Annotated in this window: 18 protein-coding genes; 8 read left to right on the top strand and 10 right to left on the bottom strand. The window is 67.2% G+C overall.

The features are described from left to right. The first annotated feature begins 911 nt into the window (after positions 1–911). A complete protein-coding gene (locus tag BN159_RS19285) occupies positions 912–1,610 on the top strand; it encodes a TIGR02391 family protein (RefSeq protein WP_015658666.1) in 699 nt (232 codons plus the stop codon). A 729-nt stretch (positions 1,611–2,339) separates the two neighbouring features. Here BN159_RS19285 and BN159_RS19280 read toward each other — a convergent pair. Beyond that, complete coding sequence (locus BN159_RS19280; RefSeq protein WP_015658665.1) at positions 2,340–4,229, bottom strand: ATP-dependent nuclease; 1,890 nt, start codon at positions 4,227–4,229, stop codon at positions 2,340–2,342. A gap of 228 nt (positions 4,230–4,457) precedes the next feature. Between BN159_RS19280 and BN159_RS19275 the strand changes: the two genes are divergently transcribed. Further along, on the top strand, positions 4,458–5,834 hold the full coding sequence (locus tag BN159_RS19275; RefSeq protein ID WP_015654966.1) for an IS1380 family transposase: 1,377 nt from the start codon (positions 4,458–4,460) through the stop codon (positions 5,832–5,834). Between the two features lie 589 nt (positions 5,835–6,423). Continuing rightward, positions 6,424–6,639: a KTSC domain-containing protein gene (locus BN159_RS47760; protein ID WP_015658664.1), complete on the top strand. Its 216-nt coding sequence runs from the start codon at positions 6,424–6,426 to the stop codon at positions 6,637–6,639. 460 nt (positions 6,640–7,099) lie between these two features. Here the strand turns inward: BN159_RS47760 and BN159_RS19270 are convergent, their stop codons facing one another. Genes BN159_RS19270 through BN159_RS19255 form a run of 4 tightly spaced genes read right to left on the bottom strand, consistent with a single transcriptional unit; the run spans position 7,100 to position 9,437 of the window. Continuing rightward, complete coding sequence (locus BN159_RS19270) at positions 7,100–7,450, bottom strand: ASCH domain-containing protein (RefSeq protein ID WP_015658663.1); 351 nt, start codon at positions 7,448–7,450, stop codon at positions 7,100–7,102. Beyond that, the gene (locus BN159_RS19265) at positions 7,447–8,568 is read right to left on the bottom strand and encodes a hypothetical protein (protein WP_015658662.1); all 1,122 of its coding nucleotides are present in this window, start codon (positions 8,566–8,568) and stop codon (positions 7,447–7,449) included. The genes BN159_RS19270 and BN159_RS19265 overlap by 4 nt, the downstream gene beginning before the upstream one ends. A 33-nt stretch (positions 8,569–8,601) precedes the next feature. Beyond that, positions 8,602–9,033 (bottom strand): hypothetical protein, encoded by a 432-nt coding sequence (locus BN159_RS19260; RefSeq protein ID WP_015658661.1) that lies wholly within the window; start codon positions 9,031–9,033, stop codon positions 8,602–8,604. Next, complete coding sequence (locus BN159_RS19255) at positions 9,033–9,437, bottom strand: hypothetical protein (RefSeq protein WP_015658660.1); 405 nt, start codon at positions 9,435–9,437, stop codon at positions 9,033–9,035. The genes BN159_RS19260 and BN159_RS19255 overlap by 1 nt, the downstream gene beginning before the upstream one ends. A gap of 120 nt (positions 9,438–9,557) precedes the next feature. On the opposite strand from BN159_RS19255, the gene BN159_RS19250 reads away from it, so the two are divergent. Genes BN159_RS19250 through BN159_RS19240 form a run of 3 tightly spaced genes read left to right on the top strand, consistent with a single transcriptional unit; the run spans position 9,558 to position 12,023 of the window. Next, entirely contained in the window at positions 9,558–10,601 is a 1,044-nt protein-coding gene (locus BN159_RS19250) for a helix-turn-helix domain-containing protein (RefSeq protein WP_015658659.1), read from the top strand. Beyond that, the gene (locus BN159_RS19245) at positions 10,598–11,287 is read left to right on the top strand and encodes a YdcF family protein (RefSeq protein WP_015658658.1); all 690 of its coding nucleotides are present in this window, start codon (positions 10,598–10,600) and stop codon (positions 11,285–11,287) included. Before BN159_RS19250 ends, BN159_RS19245 begins: the two co-directional genes overlap by 4 nt. A 16-nt stretch (positions 11,288–11,303) precedes the next feature. Beyond that, positions 11,304–12,023, top strand: a complete 720-nt coding sequence (locus tag BN159_RS19240) for a WbqC family protein (protein ID WP_015658657.1) — start codon at positions 11,304–11,306, stop codon at positions 12,021–12,023. A gap of 259 nt (positions 12,024–12,282) precedes the next feature. Here BN159_RS19240 and BN159_RS19235 read toward each other — a convergent pair whose 3' ends face one another. From BN159_RS19235 to BN159_RS44055, 5 genes are all read right to left on the bottom strand, one after another. Next, complete coding sequence (locus BN159_RS19235) at positions 12,283–13,995, bottom strand: relaxase/mobilization nuclease domain-containing protein (RefSeq protein ID WP_015658656.1); 1,713 nt, start codon at positions 13,993–13,995, stop codon at positions 12,283–12,285. Next, positions 13,992–14,333, bottom strand: a complete 342-nt coding sequence (locus BN159_RS19230; protein WP_041819533.1) for a hypothetical protein — start codon at positions 14,331–14,333, stop codon at positions 13,992–13,994. The genes BN159_RS19235 and BN159_RS19230 overlap by 4 nt, the downstream gene beginning before the upstream one ends. Before the next feature lie 354 nt (positions 14,334–14,687). Further along, complete coding sequence (locus tag BN159_RS19225) at positions 14,688–15,440, bottom strand: DUF2637 domain-containing protein (RefSeq protein ID WP_015658654.1); 753 nt, start codon at positions 15,438–15,440, stop codon at positions 14,688–14,690. 215 nt (positions 15,441–15,655) lie between these two features. Further along, positions 15,656–16,843 carry a DUF3631 domain-containing protein gene (locus tag BN159_RS19220; RefSeq protein WP_015658653.1) on the bottom strand — a complete coding sequence of 396 codons (1,188 nt, stop codon included), beginning with the start codon at positions 16,841–16,843 and terminating at the stop codon, positions 15,656–15,658. Positions 16,844–16,984: 141 nt separating this feature from the next. Continuing rightward, entirely contained in the window at positions 16,985–17,227 is a 243-nt protein-coding gene (locus tag BN159_RS44055) for a helix-turn-helix transcriptional regulator (protein WP_015658652.1), read from the bottom strand. A gap of 368 nt (positions 17,228–17,595) precedes the next feature. Between BN159_RS44055 and BN159_RS44050 the strand changes: the two genes are divergently transcribed. Then, positions 17,596–17,904 carry a helix-turn-helix domain-containing protein gene (locus BN159_RS44050; protein WP_078598829.1) on the top strand — a complete coding sequence of 103 codons (309 nt, stop codon included), beginning with the start codon at positions 17,596–17,598 and terminating at the stop codon, positions 17,902–17,904. Position 17,905: 1 nt separating this feature from the next. Continuing rightward, positions 17,906–19,255, top strand: coding sequence for a tyrosine-type recombinase/integrase (locus BN159_RS19205; RefSeq protein ID WP_041819530.1), 1,350 nt, complete (start codon positions 17,906–17,908; stop codon positions 19,253–19,255). The last annotated feature ends 16 nt before the right edge of the window (positions 19,256–19,271 follow it).

Raw genomic sequence — 19,271 nt, 5'->3', positions numbered from 1 at the left:
ACAGGTGTTCTGTGAAGGGGGTGTTGGATCGAACGCCGATGGGTGCCGTTCGTCTGAAGGGAACGTCGGCCTGTGTTCGCTACCCGGATCAGCGGTGGATTGCTGAGAGAAAGCGCGGCATGCCGACCACCTGCCCGCCCGTCCTGATGACTAGCCGTCGGCCGTTGGGCATCGGCTCATCGCTGAACGCCCGCACAGCCCGGCGGCTGTCCACGGCCTCATGGAGCGCGTGACGAGCAGCGAGCTCACGCTCTCAGCTTGGGAAGCGACGGCGCTTGGCGAGCCATATTGGTGCTGGCCTGGCCATACACCGTTCTGGCAGCTATGGGTCTGGGACTGTGGGAGCCGCCGTTGACCGTGGTTGTCCGCTCTTATGGGCACGATGCTGCGAGGCGGACACATCGTGCTGATGCGGCTTGCTTGATCTTGAGATTCAGCAACACGCAGCGCAAATGAACGCATAGCGTTGCGGTCGCACATAGTTTCCTCAGCTGCAGTCCCAGAGATCACAGAAAATAGGCTTGGCCCTGCAGACTTCGCTCTTGACGATGGGCAGCCTGGTACCCGCAGAGACAGGCACGTTGCGTCGCTGCGACTCTGAGGTCGAAAGCTGGGACCACCCGGGTACTGACCCCGCTTCTTATCCCGGGGAGCCTGACGCTTGAGGTCAGGAGGCCGCGCGATGCGATGGATCGCCGAGGGATGCGGTGCGGTCGTGTCGCTGTGCGTGGCACGCCTGCTGCTTCGACAAATCCGGGGACTCCTATTGGATGTTGGGTCTGTCATCCGCGCGTGGCGCGACCTTGTGCGTCTGGTGAGAGGCACGGCGACGATCCGCGGAGGGGCGCGTCGGCACAGGCACTGAAGCAGCCAAGGCACCGGCCTACGATGTGTTCGTGGATCGTGATTGGATGCGGCAGCAGCTTGAGGCGTTCATCAACCTGGCCGCTCGCTACGAGGCCACCGAGCGTCCCGGAGACTACATCGGCGACGAGGGCCTGTACGCGCAACTCCACCGAGTCGAACCCACTGTCAAGCGAATCCTGCGTCTGCTGGATCCCGAACTGCCCGACAAGATCAATATTGATCAGATGGCCGGCGTCGCCATGGCCCGTAACGAAGTTCAGCGTGGTTTGGGCATCCTTGCCGACATGGATGACTGGGCGACTCGGCTGCTGCCGGACGCCCCAAGCTTGCCCGCCGACCGGTTGCACCCCTGGGTCTGGGAGCCGGCCGCGCCGCTGTGGGCTGCGGAGGCCCGGCAGGATGCCGTTCTCGCTGCTGCTCGGACCGTCAACCGTCGACTTCAGCAGAAGCTGAATCGCCACGACATCGGCGAGACCGACCTGTGCATGCAGAGCTTCGACTTGAAGGAGCCCGTGGCCGGGAAACCCCGACTGCGTTTCCCCGGCGGCCGCAATACGCCGACCTGGCGTGCTCGCCAGGAAGGGGCCAAGTATCTTGCCGCTGGTGCCTTCCTGGCGATTCGCAACGTGGCCGCTCACGAAGACGTGGTGACGTGGTCCGAGCAAGAGGCGCTGGAGCACCTGGCGACCCTGAGCGTTCTCGCCCGCTGGATCGAGGAATGCACGGTGGAGTCCGCCACCTGACATGGACCGCTATGTCCGTCGTGTTGAACAGACGTGTACTCGGTCTTCTCGTCTGCTGAGTCCTCAACAACCTGAGCGACGCTCTCGAGGATGCGGGGGATCCGGCGGGCTCGCTCGCCGCGCTCGACCGGGCCCGAACGTTCCTGGAGGCGCTCAATAGGGAGGGGCACGCTCGCTGGCGTCTCGATCTCGCAGAGCATTGCGTGTGGCGGGCCGCTGAGCGCCTTGTCTACAGAGTGAGGCCGTCCGAGTCGCGGCCAGCCGCCTCGACTAGGCCGTTGGTGAAGAGGGAGAGCGTGCTGCCCCTCTACCAGTTCCATCTCAACGGATCCGAACAGCGAGCTGACGAGGCCGAGAGGTAGTCCGGCCAGCAGGTCCAGGGTCCGCACGCTGCCGAGGGCTGACCAGGGCCGACAGTTTGCAGAGGCAGGGAGTGCGGGTTGCCCGATTTGGCCGTCGAACGAGGGCTGATGTCAGTGGGTGGGGGAAGAATGGAGGTAAGCGAGGGAGGGACGATGTCCATACCAGGCGAGGGCTCTGACCTGCTCTTTCCTTCCCCCAGTGGATGCCGCTGGTGTGGAGTGGATGAGCGTGAACACATGCAACGCTGGAAGCTGCCGGTTGGGTGGCACAAGTGGGAGGCGCCAACATTGGGGCAACGCAAGGAGCGGATGCTTGCTCGACGCCGTCGTACTGCCGGGCCCTTAGGAACGGGCCCGGCAGGCCCAACTACTCGGCTAGCTTCCTGACCTGCGTGAACACCTCTCGAAGCTGTTCCGGAACCTGCTGGGCGTCCTTCAAGGCCAGGGAGAACCCGTACATCATGTCCGGTTTCCCTCCCGGGCCCGTGTCACTTCCTGTCTGCAACATCTCTTCCACAGCTGCGCTGAACTTTTTCTCGGTCCGCAGCTTGGCGAAGTCTTCCGGCGCCCAAAGCCCTTCGTTCCTGGGCCATACCTCGTTCGCAACAGTTGCCCAGAGATCGTCGCTGAACAGTGCTTCGAGTTCAGGCACGTCGTCGGCTCCGGCATCGGCGGTCTCGCCAAGGAACTTCACGTAGTCGGCAACATTGGGACCGAAGTGTTCACGAAGTTTCTGCTCCTTGAAGATGCTCTTGGGGAGCGACCGGCTGTCAGCGTCAACGACGAGCAGGAAGGTGCGCCCGCGCTTGATCAGGTATCGAGCGAGATGCAAAGCCCCCTCATTGTTGAAACAAGCCCAAAGGGCGACGCCAGCTGCCTGTAGGGAGAGCCCCTCGCACAGCCGGAAGAGGAGAGGGAAGGCGCGTTGCTCCGTGTCGCCTTCTACCGCCAGGAAGCAACGCTCATGTAGCAGGACCGAGTTGCGGAGCCCCAGCGCTGATGCGATCTTGCCGAGATGTAGATCGATGGCTTCGCCGAGTTCATCCGCGCCGATACGCTCGGCGACAGTGCCCAGGTCCTCCAACTTGAGGTGGACAACGTCAGAAATGTCAACGCCGTCGATTAGATTCATGGAGTGGGTGGCGACCATGACGCTAACGTGTGGGATGCTGGCCTGCTTGCGGATCAGCCCCATCACCTTGCGCTGGTGGTGATAGTCGAGGTGAGTGTCCGGTTCGTCGTAGACGACGATCGTCTGCACTGCCGGCGGCTCGACCTCGTTGCTGTCCGGCTCCCCGCGTGCCTCCGGGCCGCCTGCGTCGGCTTCCTCATCCGCCAAGAGCTCACTGGTCCACTCCCACACGGCGAGTGACACTCGTCGATTGCTGCCCAGACCCGAACGGTCCAAGCCAACCGACGCGCCCTTGACCCGACTGATACGCAGAGGGGCCCCGTTGAACCCACGCTGGAACGACACGTCGGGCTCGACGAAGACCTCGGTGAGATCTGGACAGCGCTCTTTGATGTGATCACAAAGCGACTTGGCGTCTATGCGCAGGCGCTCTTTGACCTCGTCCTCAACTGTCTGCAACTTTCCCTGCAGAGCGACGTCCGCCATGTGTGCCTGAAATTTTCCACTGAGCGCTGTCTTTACAGCATCATCGGGGCGGGCTGCCTTGCCGTCGAAGATCAGAACCCTGGGCATGCGCCGCTCCAGACCAGATGGCGCCGACAACCAGCCCTGATTTTCTGAGTGTTTACGGCCATAGTCTCGCAGGCACTTCTCGAAATCGGCCTTCTTAGGCTTGGTGCTGTTGGGCTTGACCTCGAACTCGTCTGCGAGTTTTTTCAGTTCTGGTAGCAAGTACTGGGTAAGGTCCGTCAAACGGTCGTCGTTCGGGAGGGAGCTCCAGACTTCCAAGGATGACTTCAGGTTGGTATCAACCCTGCGTCGCAGGCGCACCTGTGAAGGCAGGTCGAACTCCTGTTGCTCCCAGTCGTCTAGAGCGAACTCGCCCACGACTACGGTCTCGGCACAGCGCGCGAAGCATTCCTTGCCTTCGAGGTCTGTGCTGCGAACGTAGCTACGGTCATCGTTAACCATGCTGTAGCTGCCGACAAGGAGGCCGAGAGCGTCCAGCAGTGCACTCTTGCCGCCGTCATTGTGTCCGGCCAGAATGGTTGGCTTGCTTACCGGGATGTTGGAGACATCCTGTAGTGACCGAAAGCCGTTCGCCGAAAAGTTCTTGAGGTACACCGCTGGTCGATCGCTCCGCACCTTGTGCTGTCAACCGAGCTGACAGCGTCGGCAGACGCCAGCGACATGAACTGCAGCACCAAGCGTCTCGGGGACACCATCCTAGCCTCGCGCTTTCATAAAGCGGGCTGTCCGGCAGGTGGTCAACTCAGCAGAAAGTGCCCCTGACCAGCAAGAATGAGGATTGTCGAGGTCCTTGTTCCCGCTGAAACCAGAGGCACTTTCCAGGTGAAGCAGCCTATAGGTTCCTATCCTCCTGTGCGTGTCCAGGGCGACGGCCGCCAGGTCGTCTCCCTGGCCGGATCCGTCCTGCTGGTCGAAACGGTCCGCAAGACCGGTCTCGACCGGGCGTTATCCGCAGTGCTCGCTCCGTGGCGAAAGCCTCGGGCCGTCCACGACCCGGGCAAGATCCTCCTGGACCTTGCGCTGGCGGTCGCACTCGGCGGGGACTGTCTCGCCGACATCGCGACGCTGCGGGCCGAGCCGTCCGTGTTCGGGCCGGTCGCCTCCGACCCGACGGTCTCCCGCCTGATCGGCACCCTCGCCACCGCGGGCGAGAAGGCACTGACCGCCATCCGCAATGCCCGCTCCGAAATCCGTGGCCGGGTCTGGGAGTTGTCCGCCGACCGGGCTCCGGACGCCTGCGGGGAAGTGACCGTGGACCTGGACGGAGTTCTGGTCGTCGCACACTCCGACAAGCAGGACGCCGCCCCGACCTGGAAGAAGACCTACGGCCACCACCCCCTGATGGGGTTCGTCGACCACGGGCCAGGCGGCACCGGCGAACCCGTCGCCGCTCTGCTCAGGCCGGGCAACGCGGGCTCGAACACCGCCGCCGACCACATCACCACGGCGCAACTCGCCCTCGCTCAGCTGCCCAAGAAGTACCGGCGTGGGCGGCAGACCTTGATCCGCTGCGATTCCGCGGGCGGCACCCACGAGTTCGTCGCCTGGCTCGCCCGGCGCGGCCGCTGGCTGTCCTACTCGGTCGGCATGGTCATCACCGAGGCCGTCCACCAGCACGTCCTCAAGATCCCGGCATCGGCCTGGACCTCGGCCATCGAGTCGGACGGTGAGGTCCGCGACGGGGCCTGGGTCGCGGAACTCACCGGTGACATCCTCATCGGGTGGCCGAAGGGCCTGCGGCTGATCGTCCGCAAGGAACGACCCCATCCCGGCGCCCAGTTGAGGATCACAGATGCCGACGGCATGCGGCTCACCTGCTTCGCCACCAACACCGCCGACCGTCCCATTGCCGAACTCGAACTCCGCCACCGGCTGCGGGCCCGGGCCGAGGACCGCATCCGGGCCGCCCGCGCGACGGGCCTGCGCAACCTGCCCCTGCACGACACCGCGCAGAACAAGATCTGGCTGGAGATCGTCCAGATTGCTCTCGACCTGCTGGCCTGGATGCCCTTGCTCGCCCTGACCTGCAAGGCCCGTCTCTGGGAACCTCGCCGCCTGCGGTTCCGCCTGTTCTCCGCGGCTGGCCAGCTCGTCACCACCGGCCGGCGCCGCATCCTCCGCCTCGCCCGCCACTGGCCCTGGACCAGCGAGATCACAGACGCCCTCGCACGGCTCGCACTCCTGCCGAACCCCGACTGACCAGAAGCCCCTACCCCTGCGAGCAGCATCACCCCCACCCGGAGCAGTGGAACCCGGCGCCCACCCGACGCGAGACTCGGGCCGCCGACCTGCCCGGCATCAGCCGCCGAAAGCGAAACGGTCCACCGACTCCGTCGGCGGACCGTCAAGAAAGATCGAGGCTAGGACTCCGTGGCCTCTCGTGTGGGCTCTGAGGCCGATCCGATCCGGATGACTTGTCCGCGAGGCATGCGGTTCGCGTCCGGCTGCCCGGGGAGACGCGCACCTATGGCGCTCACGGATCTAGTGAGCTCAGTGGCTGGGTTGAGTGGGAGGTGGCGCCCTGTCTGACCTGGCTGACCAGTGGTGATCGGTGTGGCTTGAGCGTCATCCAGTAAACACCCGTGACGCTCGACCCTTTCCGCGGAGTTCGTTCGTGGGGCCACCGCCTTCCGGGGTGACTGAATCTGACAGGAAGTGACTCTTGTTGCCTCTATCTGTTCGTATTCTCGGAGTGCTTGTCGGTATGTCTTAGGGTGCCTCTGTGTGAGGCGCGCGTAAGCGCGACTGTCTCCATGCTTACCGGCATCAAACGTGAGAGTGGGCTCCCATGCGACGTATATCTGTCGTTTCCTCGAACCTGGCTTCTGTCGGCTATGAGTCGGGCTCCGGGACGCTCGAAGTGCAGTTCCATAGCGGAGCGATCTACCAGTACACGGGTGTACCTGAGAGCGTGTACAGCGGACTTATGGGCGCAGCTAGTAAGGGCGGATATCTAGACGCTTTTGTGAAGAAGGCAGGCTATCCGGCGGTGAGAGTCTCCTGAGGTACAGAGACCCTATGGTCAGTCCCATCCGAGTTCCGATTCGTGGCAACTGTGGTCACTTGAAACCAGTGATCGGACGTTTCGGATGCTGGTGAGAGGGCGTGGTCACCGGTGTCGAGTAGTTCGTTGGTGAGTGTGACTGCCCACCGGTCTTTGCCGGGTGGGATCGAGAAACCGGTGCCGGTGACGCCGTAGTGGACCCAGATATGGCCAATATCTGGTGCTGGGTCTGGGGCTCGTTCCGTTTCGGAATAGCGGGGCGTTCCGAAACGGAACAAGACGTCTTTTCGAGGCGGAGCAGGCAGGATTGAGGAGATCGACGATTGGTCCTGGCTTCGTGGCTTTGAGCGTTCGCTTAGTGCACGGATGAGCTGTTCAACGGGTGAACCATCCAGCCGTTCACTCGGTGAACACCAAGCCGTCAGGCCCACTTATGGGCGCCTTGCCGCATGGGCGAGGGCTACAAGGGACCAATCTCGATGGCGAGCGCGCCGAGAGCTTCTTTCTCGGGTGGGTAGATGGCGCGGATGTTGGCCAGTTGCTCGTCGTGAGTGGCGGTCGGGTTGACATTGGCCGGTCCCTCGCCGTGGAGCAGGGCCTCGAAGTCGGTGTACTCGGTGACGCGGACGACCTTGACCTCGCAGGTCTCCTCGGTGCCCTTGATCCGGAAGCGGATGGTCTCGCCCGCGGCGAGGTCGGCGAGGTGGGGGTATTTCACCCGTACCTCGATGGTCTTCGTGCCGGCGGCGACAAGGTCGAAGTACTGGCGGTAGAGGTTGAGTTCGCGAACGCAGGCGGTGGTGTCGGTCATGGGGCGGAAACGCTCCTGGGTGCTGGTGCGGTGATCAGGCGGCCGATCTCGGCTGCGGAGTACGAGCGGAAGAAATGGCGGGGGTCGGACAGCATCGTCTCGGTCATGGCCAGCAGATGGTCGGCGTACTCGGTGACGCTGCCGGGCCATTTCCGGGTGTCGAGCATCCAGTCCGCCGCGCCCGTCGGCAAGGTGGCGCGGCCCTCGCGGATCAGGGACTTGGAGAGCTTCGCGCCGGTGTCGGTGACGACCTGGGGGCAGAACAGGCGGGCGGGGAGCTGGGCGCGGGTGAGGCCGACGGCCTGGAGGGCCTCGTCGATGAGGAGAGAGCCGAAGACCCAGTCGCCGCCCTTGACCATGACGTGCAGGGTGCCGCCCTCGCGTGGGCTGGTCAGGGCGAGTTCCTTGACGAGGTTGCGGTACAAGGTGGCCAGGTCGAGGTAGGCGCCGGCGTTGGGCGTGATGGTGGCCTGGTAGGGGCCGTGGTGGAGGCAGACCGCGGCGACGGTGGCGGTGTCGCGGTCGGTGAGGTGTGTACGCGTCCGCTCGGCGTGCTTCTCGGCCCAGCCGCAGCCGGGCTGGGGGCAGGGGACCCGGAGGTGCGGGGTGCCGGTGGAGGGGGCGAGCCACCAGCGGGCGGCGTCGAGGCGGGGCAGGAGCCGCAGCCAGGTGCGGCGGAAGTGCTCGCCGGCTTGCTGCTGGGTGTAGGTCTCGACGTGGTACGGGATGCCCAGGCGTCGGGACAGGGCGGTGAACAGGGGCTGGTAGAGGGCGCCGATGAGGCCGGTCAGGGCCTGTTCGTCGGTGGCCTGGGCGTAGGCGCGCTGGTAGCGGTGGCCGCTGACCGGGTCCGTGGCCTGCTGGTACGGGGCATTGTCGAGGGCGCTGAAGAGGACCTCGGTGCGGATGCCGAAGCGGTCGCACAGGCGGGCGGCCATCGCGAAGGCCAGGGACTGCACGAGGGAGGTGCCGATGTGCGGGGCGCCGTTGATCTGGGTGCCGACGACCAGGACGATCCGCGCCGGCGGGGTGGCCAGGATGCGTGGGGCCAGGATGTCTTCGGCGCGCAGCAGGGCGTTGGCGAGGACTGTGTTGGGTGAGACGGGGTGGGTCGTCACGGGTGTCCCCTTGCGGTCGGGTCGGAAGGCGATCTAGAGGGGGGCGTCGGATGGTGTTTCTTGCCAGACGGCCGTGACGTACGAGTGCTGGAGCGCGGCGCGCAGGACGTCGGGGTCGGTGAGCGTGTCGTCGTCGGGGAGCTCGCACCAGCCGCCGAACCAGTCGTCCATCAACTCCAGGCCGGGTGCCACGAGCCATGAGTTGCTGGAGAGATGCCGGACGGGCAGGCCGTCCCAGCCGCTGTCTGTGGTGCCGGTCTGGATGGCGTAGTAGAGGCGTTCGTTGGGGCCGTCGTAGAGCACTGGCCCGATCGGGGCGCCGAGGGCGCGAAGATGGGCAAGGGTCAGGAATCCGGTCTCCGCGGGCATTCGTACGAGATCCCAGTCGTCGCCGACCCGCAGCAGGCGCAGTCCGGGAATGTCGCCGATCATCGGGGCCCGGCGCAGCGCGCTGCGCACGGACATCAGGTGCCCCCCTGCTGCTGGAGGCGGAAGGAAGGCGCGTCGCTTGCCGTCGGCCTGGTGGAACGGACCGTGATCAGGCGGGCGCCGGTTGCCGATATCCGCCGCTTGCGCTCGGCGGCGACGGGCCTGGGGCCGAGGTGGCCGAGCGCCGGGGTCACGGTGCCGTAGGTGTCGGGGAGTTCGAGGGCGTCCAGGAGGCCGACGAATGCGGGGGAGCGGAAGGCGACGGCCGGTTCGCGGTCGGTGAAGACACCGCACAAGGTCAGCTCGTGGCGGCGGCAGTACTCGGTGATGCAACCGGTGAGCGCCGTGTGGCGGGCTGCCCCGCCGGTGACGTGGCGTAGGTAGCCGAAGACGCGCGGGCCGGTGACCGGGCGGCGTTCGGTGAGGGGTTCGTCGTCCATGACCAAGAGCGTCGGCTTTCGCGAACGGCCTTGAAATGACCTGCTGTTGTACTTCCGTTGCACTTCGAGCCCCGCATGGTCACCGAGAGTGCTTCGATACGTGACGGAGGGAGGTCAGCCGTGGTCAGCGTGCAGCACTGGAGCGGTCGGGAGGCGAGCGCCCTGCGTGCCGCGCTGCGCATGAGCACGCGCTCCTTCGCCGACCACCTCGGCGTGGCCCTGCGCACGGTGGCCAAGTGGGAGAGCCTGGGCGCCGAAACGCAGCCTCGGCCCGATACCCAGGCCATCCTCGACACCGCGCTCGCCCGCGCCGACTCCGCAGCCCACGCCCGCTTCGAGGCGCTGCTGTTCCCGGAGCGGAAGAGCGCGCGGCCGGCGGACTACGAGACCTGGACCGAGGACATCGAGCGTGCCGTGGTCTGCGTGAGCCGCCAGAACTTCCCCTTCGCCTCGACGCTGCTCAACCGCTGGCTGGGCCGCCATGACCCGCGGGATATCGACGACAAGGGCCTTTACCTGTACGGGCGTTCACTGGTGCTGCTTGGTGATGTGCAGCGCGACCAAGGGGCGATCCTCGGCCCGCTCTCCGCCCGCCAGTCCTACCTGACCGCGCGCGACATGTTCTGCGAGCTCGATATCCCGCGCAGGGTGGCCCAGATCGAGCTCTCCCTTGCTGTGGTGCAGGAGATGTCCGGACAGCTGGAGGTCTCGGCCCGCCGCTATGAGCAGCTCGCCCGGGACGAGCGCCTGAGTCGACGGGACCGGGCCCGTGCCCGCCTGTGGGTGGGTACGGCGCTGAGCAAGGAGGGCGACAACGACTACGCCACCGAGGTCATGGCGGCCGCCACCTGCGAGTTTGAGGAACTCGGCGAGCCGGAGGACTGGTCCGTGGCACACCAGAAGCTGGCCCTCGCTCACCGCGGCGCCGGCCACCTGGACCAGGCGCTGCACTACATCGACATCGCGCGTACCACCGGCACGGTCGACTCCCCGATGCAGCGGGTTCGGTTGGACACCGCCTACGGGCACATCCTTCTGTCGGATGCGGCGACCCGCAATGATGGGCTGTCCGTCCTCGACCAGGCGGCACAGGTGGCGCAGCAGTTCGGGCTGAGCCACCAGCTGCGCAGCATCGAGGGCATCCGAAAGGGCCGGCAAGGATGAGCCAGGGAGTGCCAGTGCCGCAGCACCAGCAGCGCCAGATCACCGACGAGCAGTTCCACGACGCGACGCTGATCTGGAACTACCACCAGATGGGCCACGAGCTGCGGCCTTGCTCGGCGGCGATCGGACTGGGCAGCCACGACCTGGGCGTGGCGAACGCGGCCGCCAACCTCTACCGCGCCGGCCTCTTCCCGGTCGTGGTGTTCAGCGGCGGCAACAGCCCGACCACCCGGGCTCGTTTTCCGCGCGGTGAGGCTGTGCACTACCGCGAGCATGCGCTGAGCCTGGGCGTGCCGGACGAGGCGATCCTGGTCGAGCCGAAGGCCGCGAACACCGGCCAGAACATCACGCTCTCGCGGGAGTTGCTGGTCGGGGCTGGCGTCGAGGTCGAGTCGCTGCTGCTGATCTCCAAGCCGTACATGGAGCGCCGCTCGTACGCGACGTGCCGCAAGCTGTGGCCCGAGGCCGACGTCGTCTGCGCCTCCGAGCCGCTGGAGTTGGACGACTACATCAAGTCCATTGGCGACGAGAAGCTCGTCGTCGACATGCTCGTCGGCGACCTGCAGCGGGTGATCGAGTACCCGAAGCTCGGCTTCGCCGTCGAGCAGGACGTACCGGGGGATGTGCATGACGCCTACGAGCGCCTTCTGCGGGCCGGCTTCGACAGCCGTCTCATCGTCACCTGACCCGCCACGCGGCGGGGTGTGCGCGATCCACCAGCCGAACCTCTTCCCGAGGTTGTCCACGCTGGCCAAGCTGTACGCCGCCGACCGGTGGATCGTCCTGGACGACGTCCAGTTCGCCCGGCGCGACTACCAGCATCGCGCCCGTCTCGCCGATCTGGACGAGCCCGTACGCCAGCAGTGGCTCACGCTCCCCATGCATCTTCCCCAGGGGCGCTCGACGTTGATCAGTCAGGCACGGCTCGTTGACCCCCAGCGCTCGCGCCGGACGGTCCAGCTGCTCGTGCGCCAGTACTACGGCCGAAGCCCTCACCGGAAAGCCGTGTTCGACGTTCTCGACGCGGTCTTGGACACGCTCGACACCTCGGACCGCGTGGCCGACCTCGCGAGAACATCGACGATTGCCCTGCTCACGGTCCTTGGATGGTCACGGGACGTGCGGGACAGCAGTGAGATCCCGACCCGCCCAGGTCGTTCCCAGCGCCTGGCGGATCTCGCCGCAGCCACCGGCAGCACCCACTATCTATGCGGCACCGGCGGCCTGCGGTACCTCGACGCCGATCCCTTCGATGCCCACGGCATCCCCGTACTGCCTTTCCACACCCCTGTGGATGACCTGCTATGGCAGTGGGCCCGCAGAGCCAGCAGCCTCTGGGCCCTGAGCGCAATCGGTGCCGATGAGCTGGCCAACCAACTGGCTGCCCAGCGAGAAGCTCACCTCCTTCGGGTACACGTGTGACCGCGGGCGCTTCCTTGCTCATCTCCGCCACCGGCCTGCGGGCCATCGAGCACCCGGATGGCTCCCTACGCCCCGGCTCACCGCTGGCCACATTCGTTCACTGAGGAGGAGATCGGGGCGTTCACTCAGGAAACGCCCCGCAGTTCCTGTTCCGATTCGGAACGGGCTGCGCGCTCGTGCTCAGCGGTTCCGGTGATCGCCCACCGAACCCTTGCCCCCTGCCTTGGCCTTGGCAGCGGGACTCGGCGTGTGTGCGGAATCATCGCGCCCTGCGGCGTTGATCGCCTCGGCCCGTTGAAGGCCGGGCAGTGCGGCCGTTGCCCGGGACCGCGGTGGTGGCGCGATCGGATATCGCGGTGGCGTCGGCGGGCAGGTTGGCCATGCGGCGCAGCCGCCACACCAGCACGTCGGTGACCGAGTCCGCGGTCGCAAGCTCCCGCCGTCCAGCCGCTTCGGCCAGGAGCCCGGCCGGGTCGTGTCCGGCGGCCTCGACATCGGCGAGCGTGGCGGCCAGCGCAAACCAGCCCGGCTCGGCCAGAGCCTGTTCCGCCAGCTCCGGCACTGCCTGGCGGAGGTAGGCAGCCTGTCTCTGGCGCAGCGGTTGGGGCAGGTGTCGGCCCCGTTGGTACAGCGCGCCCAACGGGATGTCGGCGGCGGCCCGGTAGGCGGCGCGCAGATGCTCGGCGGCCTCTTGGGCGGCAGCCGCTTGCTGGGCGTGGTTCTTCTTGGCGTGCCAGTGGGCGGCGGCGGTGACGAGGAAGAACAGCATGTCGATGGCCATGGCGGTGGTGGCGCCGTCTTCCCCACGACCGAGGGCGGGCCCGCTGTGGACGAGGTCGCGGGCGGCCTGGCGAAGAGCGCGGTCGTGCCCGCGTTCGGCCTGGACGTGGGAGCGGGTGGCTCGCTCGAACACGAAGGCCGCCCCGCGCAGTTGTTTGCGGGTATGGGCGGCGGAGGTCTTGGCGAGCGCGTCCAACACCTCCCCGGCCGCCGCGATGTGCGCGGCCACCTGAGCGTCCTCACCGTGGTCGATGACCAGCACCGCCTGCCACGTAGCCGAGGCTGCCTGCCGCCGTGCCGTCGCTGGTCCGCTGGGGGCTTCGACGGAAGGCGTGTCCGAGTCCTGGTCAGGGGAGCCGCTGGAGAAGCGCTTGCGGATACGAGGCAGGGAGAGATCGGGGGAGAGGGTGGAGCCCGCGTAGAACACGGGCTCCTTGTCGCCGTTGCGGTCGTCGGGGAGGGCCACCGTGTAGCCGAGCAGGTCGCCGGAGGGCGCGACGCGCTTGCGGATCAGCAGGCCGGCGGAGGCCAGCCGGTCGAAGAACTCCCCCTCGCTCATGGCTCCCGCCACCGCCCGCCGTACGGTCTCCCGCAGCTCCTCGCGCGCCGACTGCTCGCGGCCCTCACGTTCGGCCTTGTGGCGTTCGGCGCTGGTCGGCCGCTTCGTGGCGGTCCCGTCCCCGGCCGGGACGCGGCGCAGGTTGTAGTCGGCTTCGATGCGGCGGCATTCGGCCTGGGCGCGGCGGGCCTCGTTGTGCAGGCGGGGTCGGCGGCCGTCGTCGCGGACGAGGGTGGCGATGATGTGGATGTGGTCGTCTGCGTGGCGGACGGCTGCCCAGCGGCAGGCGGCTTCGTCGCCGTCGGGGGCGATGCCGGTGGCGGCGACCGTGCGGCGGGCGATGGCCGCCCAGTCCTCGTCGGACAGGATCGGGTCCTCCGGCGCGGCCCGCACGGACAGGTGCCATACGTGCTTCTCGGGGCGCTTGCTGGCGGGCAGCGCGGTGACGGGCTGGTCGAGCAGGTGCTGGAGCTGTTCGTAGGTGGCCTTCGGGTCGCGGCCGGGGTCGGGGGTGAGTGGGTCGAAGGCGGCCACCAGGTGCGGGTCGATGTGCTCCTCTTTGGTACCGGGGCCGTAGAGGTACTGGATCAGGCCGATCGTCTCGCTGCCGCGGTCGTGGATGCTGGGGATCATTCAGCGGCACTGCCGTCGCGGTGGGCCAGCAGGGCATCGGCGGCGTCCTCCATGCGGCGGGCGGCGCTGCCGACGGCCGTGGCCATGGCGTCCAGGTGGGGTGCGTCGGCGCCGGAGTTGAGGGCCTTGGCGACCTGGTTGAACAGGCCGTGGATCCAGCCCAGGTGTCGGCGGGCTGCGAACAGCTCGTTGATGACCTGCCGTTCGGTGGCGATTTCGGCGGCGGTGCGGGTCAGGTCGCGGGCGGCTTTGTCGACGGCATAGGCGAGGAAGGCGGCGTGGGACATCTGGCAGTGGGCGGCGGCGTCGGTGAAGCGCTGGAACTCGGTGTCGTTCATGCGGCAGCTGGGCTGGTGCAGGCGCTTGCGGGACTTCGGCTGACGTGGGCGCTGACGTCTCTTCGCAAGGGGCTCGGCCTGCCGTTCCCTTCCCTGCTGCGGTCCGCCCTCGGTCGCAGCCTGACGCTCCGGTGCCTGCTGGCACCGGGCTGTTCCCGCCACCCCTGGGGCGGGAACTCCGGGAGCATTGCTCCCGGTACAACTTGCTGCGCTGTTCAGGCCGTTGGCCATCTCCCGCTGAGAGGAGGGGAGTTCGTGGTGCGGGTCGTGCATGGGTCGTTCTCCGTGGGGTGCTGGTGCCGGGAGCTGGGGACACGGGATGAGCCCGGGAGGGCAGCGGTGTGAACGCAGGGGTCAGGCGGCCTCGGCGGGGGCCGCGTCGAGGTCCCTCTGCTGCTGGGAGGCGGCTTCGTCGAGTTCGGCCTGAAGGATGTCCTTGAGCCTGTCCGCCTCCGTCCTACCGATGGTCAAGTCCCTGTTGCGGAAGGTGGCTTCGATGTGGCGGCGTGAGGCACGCCCATTGCGTCCCAGTGGCGCAGTACGTGCGAGGGCGAGCCGTTCGGGAGGGATTTCGCTGGCCTCGTGATCCTGTGATTCGGCGGAGGACTGTGGCTCTTCAGCCACTTCGGTGGTGCTGGGAGCCACGTCGGCAGCATCCCGCGCCACATCGGCGGGACCGTGAGCCGTGGGATGGCGGTGGACGACGATATAGAGGTGGACCGCGCCGGCCAGGGCGAGTGGGGCGATGGCGGACAGGGCGCCGACGGTGAAGTCGTCGAGGCGGAGGCCATCGCCTTGGCGGGTCTGCTGGTTGAGGCGGACGGCGTGCAGAGCGTTGGCCCAGATGCTCGTCACCGTTGCGGCGCCGACGAGTATCCATACGTAGGCGCGGGACCATGCCGAGGCGGTGCGCAGCATCACGAGGGCGCCTACGCCGATGGCGATGAACCCGTCGATCACGAGCGGGAAGACATAGGTGAGAAGCCCGCGGATGTGGATGGCGACGGCCGTCTGCCGCAAGGCGTCATAGGAGAGGGCGAAGGCGAAGACGGCGAGTAGGGCGATGCCGACGCGAATCGCGTCGGTGGCAGTGCTGCGGGTAGGCAAGCGGGGTACTCCAGGCGGGCTCGGGGGCGGCGGCCTCGGAACAGGGGAGGGCGCGAGGCGTGGCCGCCGTGAGAGGTGTCTGTCTCGTACCACTCGTCGCATGCCTGGTCAGAGCGGGTACGAGTGGATTGGTGATGTCGAGTCGACTCGTTGCGGGGCGTTCACTCGTCCCCGCGCTGACCTGGGCGGGGACGAGTGTGACGAGTCGAGTCGGGTCAGGCTGCGGTGCCGGGAAGGGGCTCGGCCGGCGGTTGGGCGGGCCTGGCCGCAGGTGCCGGTTCGGGGCAGTAGCGGGCCCAGGTGTCGAGGAATTGGTTGCGCGCGAAGCCCTTGGCCTGGGTGCCGTCGGGGAAGCGGCGGTTGGCCGAGCTGATGCCGTAGGGCTGCAGCAGCAGTTGCAGGCCGCGCGGGGTCAGGCCGTTGGCGCCGTACTCCGCCCACGGTGCTTCCTTGTCCGCGTTGAGGGCCTCCAGCAGGCGCTTCGTGCCCAGTACCGCCGGGTCGTTCTCGGCGGCGAAGGCGCGGCGGATGCCGACCAGGAGGCGAGTGCGCAGGCCGCCTTCCTCATCCTGCCCGGCCTCGTAGTCGGTCATGACGCGGCACGCGGTGCGGGCGAGTGCGGGCCATTCGCCCCCGGCGAGGTCGGCGATGACCACCAGGGGTTCCCAGGTGTCGGCCGCGCGGTCCTCGACCGGCATGGGCGGCTCCATCTCCAGCGCCCGCTTGTACAGCGGCTGGAGCCAGGCGGAGAGCCGGTCACGGAGCGCGTGCAGGGCGGGGGTGTCTCGGCTGGTGCGGAAGGCCGCAACCCTCTCGCCCGCCGCGCGGCGCCGCATCCGGATGACCACCGACCGGTCCATCACCGTGTCGGGCAGGTCACCGATCCCGGCCAGCGCCGCCATGGCGAACGTGGGGAACGCAGTGGGCTTGTGCTCGGGTCCGGTCACCCGGAGCGTGGGCCGGTTGCGCTGGTGCCCGGCGTTGATCAGGCCGCGCACCTCCTCGTTCTTCTCCGCCGCCTTGACGGTGCTGAAGAGGGTGTCGGCCTCGTCGACCAGGAGGCTCGGCGGGTCCTCGTCATCGATCGAGCGGAAGATGGCTGCCGGGCTGGCGTTGACCGTGATCAGCGGGTTGCGCACGGTCTCGGTCACCACGTCCAGCAGCCGTGACTTGCCGCACCGCTTCTCCGGAGCCACGATCGCCAGACGTGGTGCGTGCTGCCACGCGCGCTGCAGGTGCGTCGCCGCGATCCACAGCGTGACCGCGGTGAGGGCCTCCTCGCTCGGCATCACCACGTACCGCTTGATCTGCGCCCGCAGGTCGGCCAGGATCTGCGCCCCTTCGGGCGGCAGTTCGGGCGGCGAAGGTGAGACGGGGGTGGTGGAGGACGTAGGTTCGTCCACAGGCGTTCCTCTCTGGTGGGCCGGACGGGCAAGGTCTGGCCACACCGGATCGATCGTTCAGGCAAGGGCGACGCGGCAGGGACTCTCGCGGCTCTCGGCGGTGGTTCGCTGGGAGCCGTTTCGCTGTCCCGCACGGGGGTCTCAGACCGCGAGGTCGTATGTGGCCTGGGCGTTCAGCCAGGCGTCCACCTCGGGCCAGCGGTAGCGCAGATGGCGGCCGACCTTGTGGACGTTGGGGCCGATGCCCCGGTACTTCCACTGGTAGAGGGTCTTCACCGGCACCCCGAGGTAGGCGGCGACCTCGGCCGGGGTGGCCAGTGGGCCACGCCCTGCGGCATCGATGGCAGCGGGCGTGCGGGTGTGGCGAGTGGAAGGGCTCGGCATAGGGCTCCTTTCGGTATCGGACAATCGGGCCTGGACAACACAGCCACACATTCGGTGAAGAAGTCCAGCATTATCTCTGAAACCCCCTACAACTTCTCAGCGTGGCTGGGTGATGTCAAAACAGTAAGTGCGGATCCCCGGTTGCCGAAATTGCTGTCAACGGGACCCTGATTTCCGCCTCCTGTCCTGACTGGGTCAATCTGTCTGCTCGGAGGGCCCGCCGACCCGGTGACCTCAGCGTGTAGGGCGCCTTCACCGCAGCCCTACATACTCTGGAAAAATTGAATAGCGACAGTCGCGGTCACTTTTCTTGGGTATTTGAGAAAACTATTGCCACGGTGGTCAATTGCGAGCTACATCTGTCCGTCATGCCAAACCGAACTGTAGAAATTGGCCCCGCTGGCCTCCACGCCGCCCGCGCCATCGAGCACCTACGTCTCGCGCGCGGTCTGACCCAGCAGCAACTCGCCGCCCGCTGCACTGCACTGGGGCGCCCCATGACCAACACGGCCCTCAGCCGCACCGAGCGCGCCCGCCGCCGCTGCGACATCGACGACCTCGTCGCGATCGCCGCCGCGCTTGGCATCGCCCCCGCGGCTCTCCTGCCCCTGGGGCCCTCGGTGTCCCACGCCGCCCCAAAGACCCTCGACCGCTTCCAGGAGGCCCTTCTTGGCTGACGTGTACGACCGCTGGCACAAGTCCCACCCCAAGCCCGCCGAGGCCGAGTGTGGCGAACACAAGAGCCGTACGAAGCGGATGGTCCCCACCGCCGACCACGGCATCGGCAAGCGCTGGCAGGTCCGTTACCGCGACCTGGATGGCTGCCAACGAAAGGAGAACTTCCACACGAAGGCCGAGGCGGACAACCGTTCCGCCGAGGTCGACGTCGAGATCCGGCGCGGCTCCTACGTCGTCCCCGCCGAGACGAAGCAGACGCTCGGCACTTACGCGCAGAAGTGGCTCGACGCGAACTCCGTCGGCCCGACGACCGCCCTCCGCTACGAGGCGACCGTCCGCAACCACATCGTCGAGCACCTCGGCCGACGTGAGCTGCGGTCCCTCAACCAGCCCTCGATCATCCAGGGTTGGATCCGAACGCTCCAGGATGCCGGCCTGGAAGTCTCGACGATCGAGGGCATTTTCGACATCCTCTCCAGCATCCTTGGCGCGGCCGTGGAGGACGGGCTGCTACCGAAGAATCCCTGCAAAGCGAAGTCGGTGAAGCTGCCGACCGCGACCAAGAAGAAGATCATCCCTTGGTCGCTGGAGCGAGTACGCGCGGTCATCGCCAGCCTCCCGAAGCGCTTCCATGCGGGAGGCAAGCTTGCCTTCGGCTGTGGCCTGCGTCAGGGCGAGGTGTTCGGGTGCGCCGTTGAGGACATCGACTTCAAGGGCGGCTGGATCCACGTAAACCGCCAGGTGCGGCTGGTCGGTACGAAGCCTGTCTTCGCACTGCCCAAGGGCAACAGGATCCGGTCAGTGCCGCTGTCGGCTCAGCTCGTCGCCGCCCTCAAGGCCCACATGAAGGAGTTCCCGCCCGCCGAGATCACCCTGCCTTGGGCCAAGCCGGACGGCGAGCCGAAGACCTTCCGCCTCCTCTTCGTCGACCAGAAGGCGCGGGCCTACAACCGCAGCGTCTTCAACATGGGCGACTGGAAGCGTGCCCTGGCCGCGGCCGGCGTGATCCCTCCCCGCGAGCGGGGCGCGCGGTACCTCCAGGCGGCTCCGGAAGACGGCATGCATGCCCTCCGGCACGCCTACGCTTCCGTGCTCCTGGACGCGGGGGAGAGCATCAAAGCGCTCTCCGAGTACCTCGGTCACTCGGACCCGGGCTTCACGCTGCGGACGTACACGCACCTGCTGCCGTCCAGCGAGACTCGCACGCGCAAGGCGATCGACGACGCCTTCACGGAAACGGAACCGGGAGCCGAGGCGGAAGCGGAAGACGACGGCGGCCCGCCCGCAACCCAGGGCACATCAGTGCCCCCAGTAAAACCAATGTGCCCTCAATGTGCCCTGGCCGCCTGACGACCCCTCCCCGGCA

Origin of the sequence: Streptomyces davaonensis JCM 4913, from assembly GCF_000349325.1 — a bacterium.
GTDB classification, from domain to species: domain Bacteria; phylum Actinomycetota; class Actinomycetes; order Streptomycetales; family Streptomycetaceae; genus Streptomyces; species Streptomyces davaonensis.
Note: the sequence above shows the minus strand (reverse complement) of the source record. Positions and strands in the feature narration are given on the sequence as shown.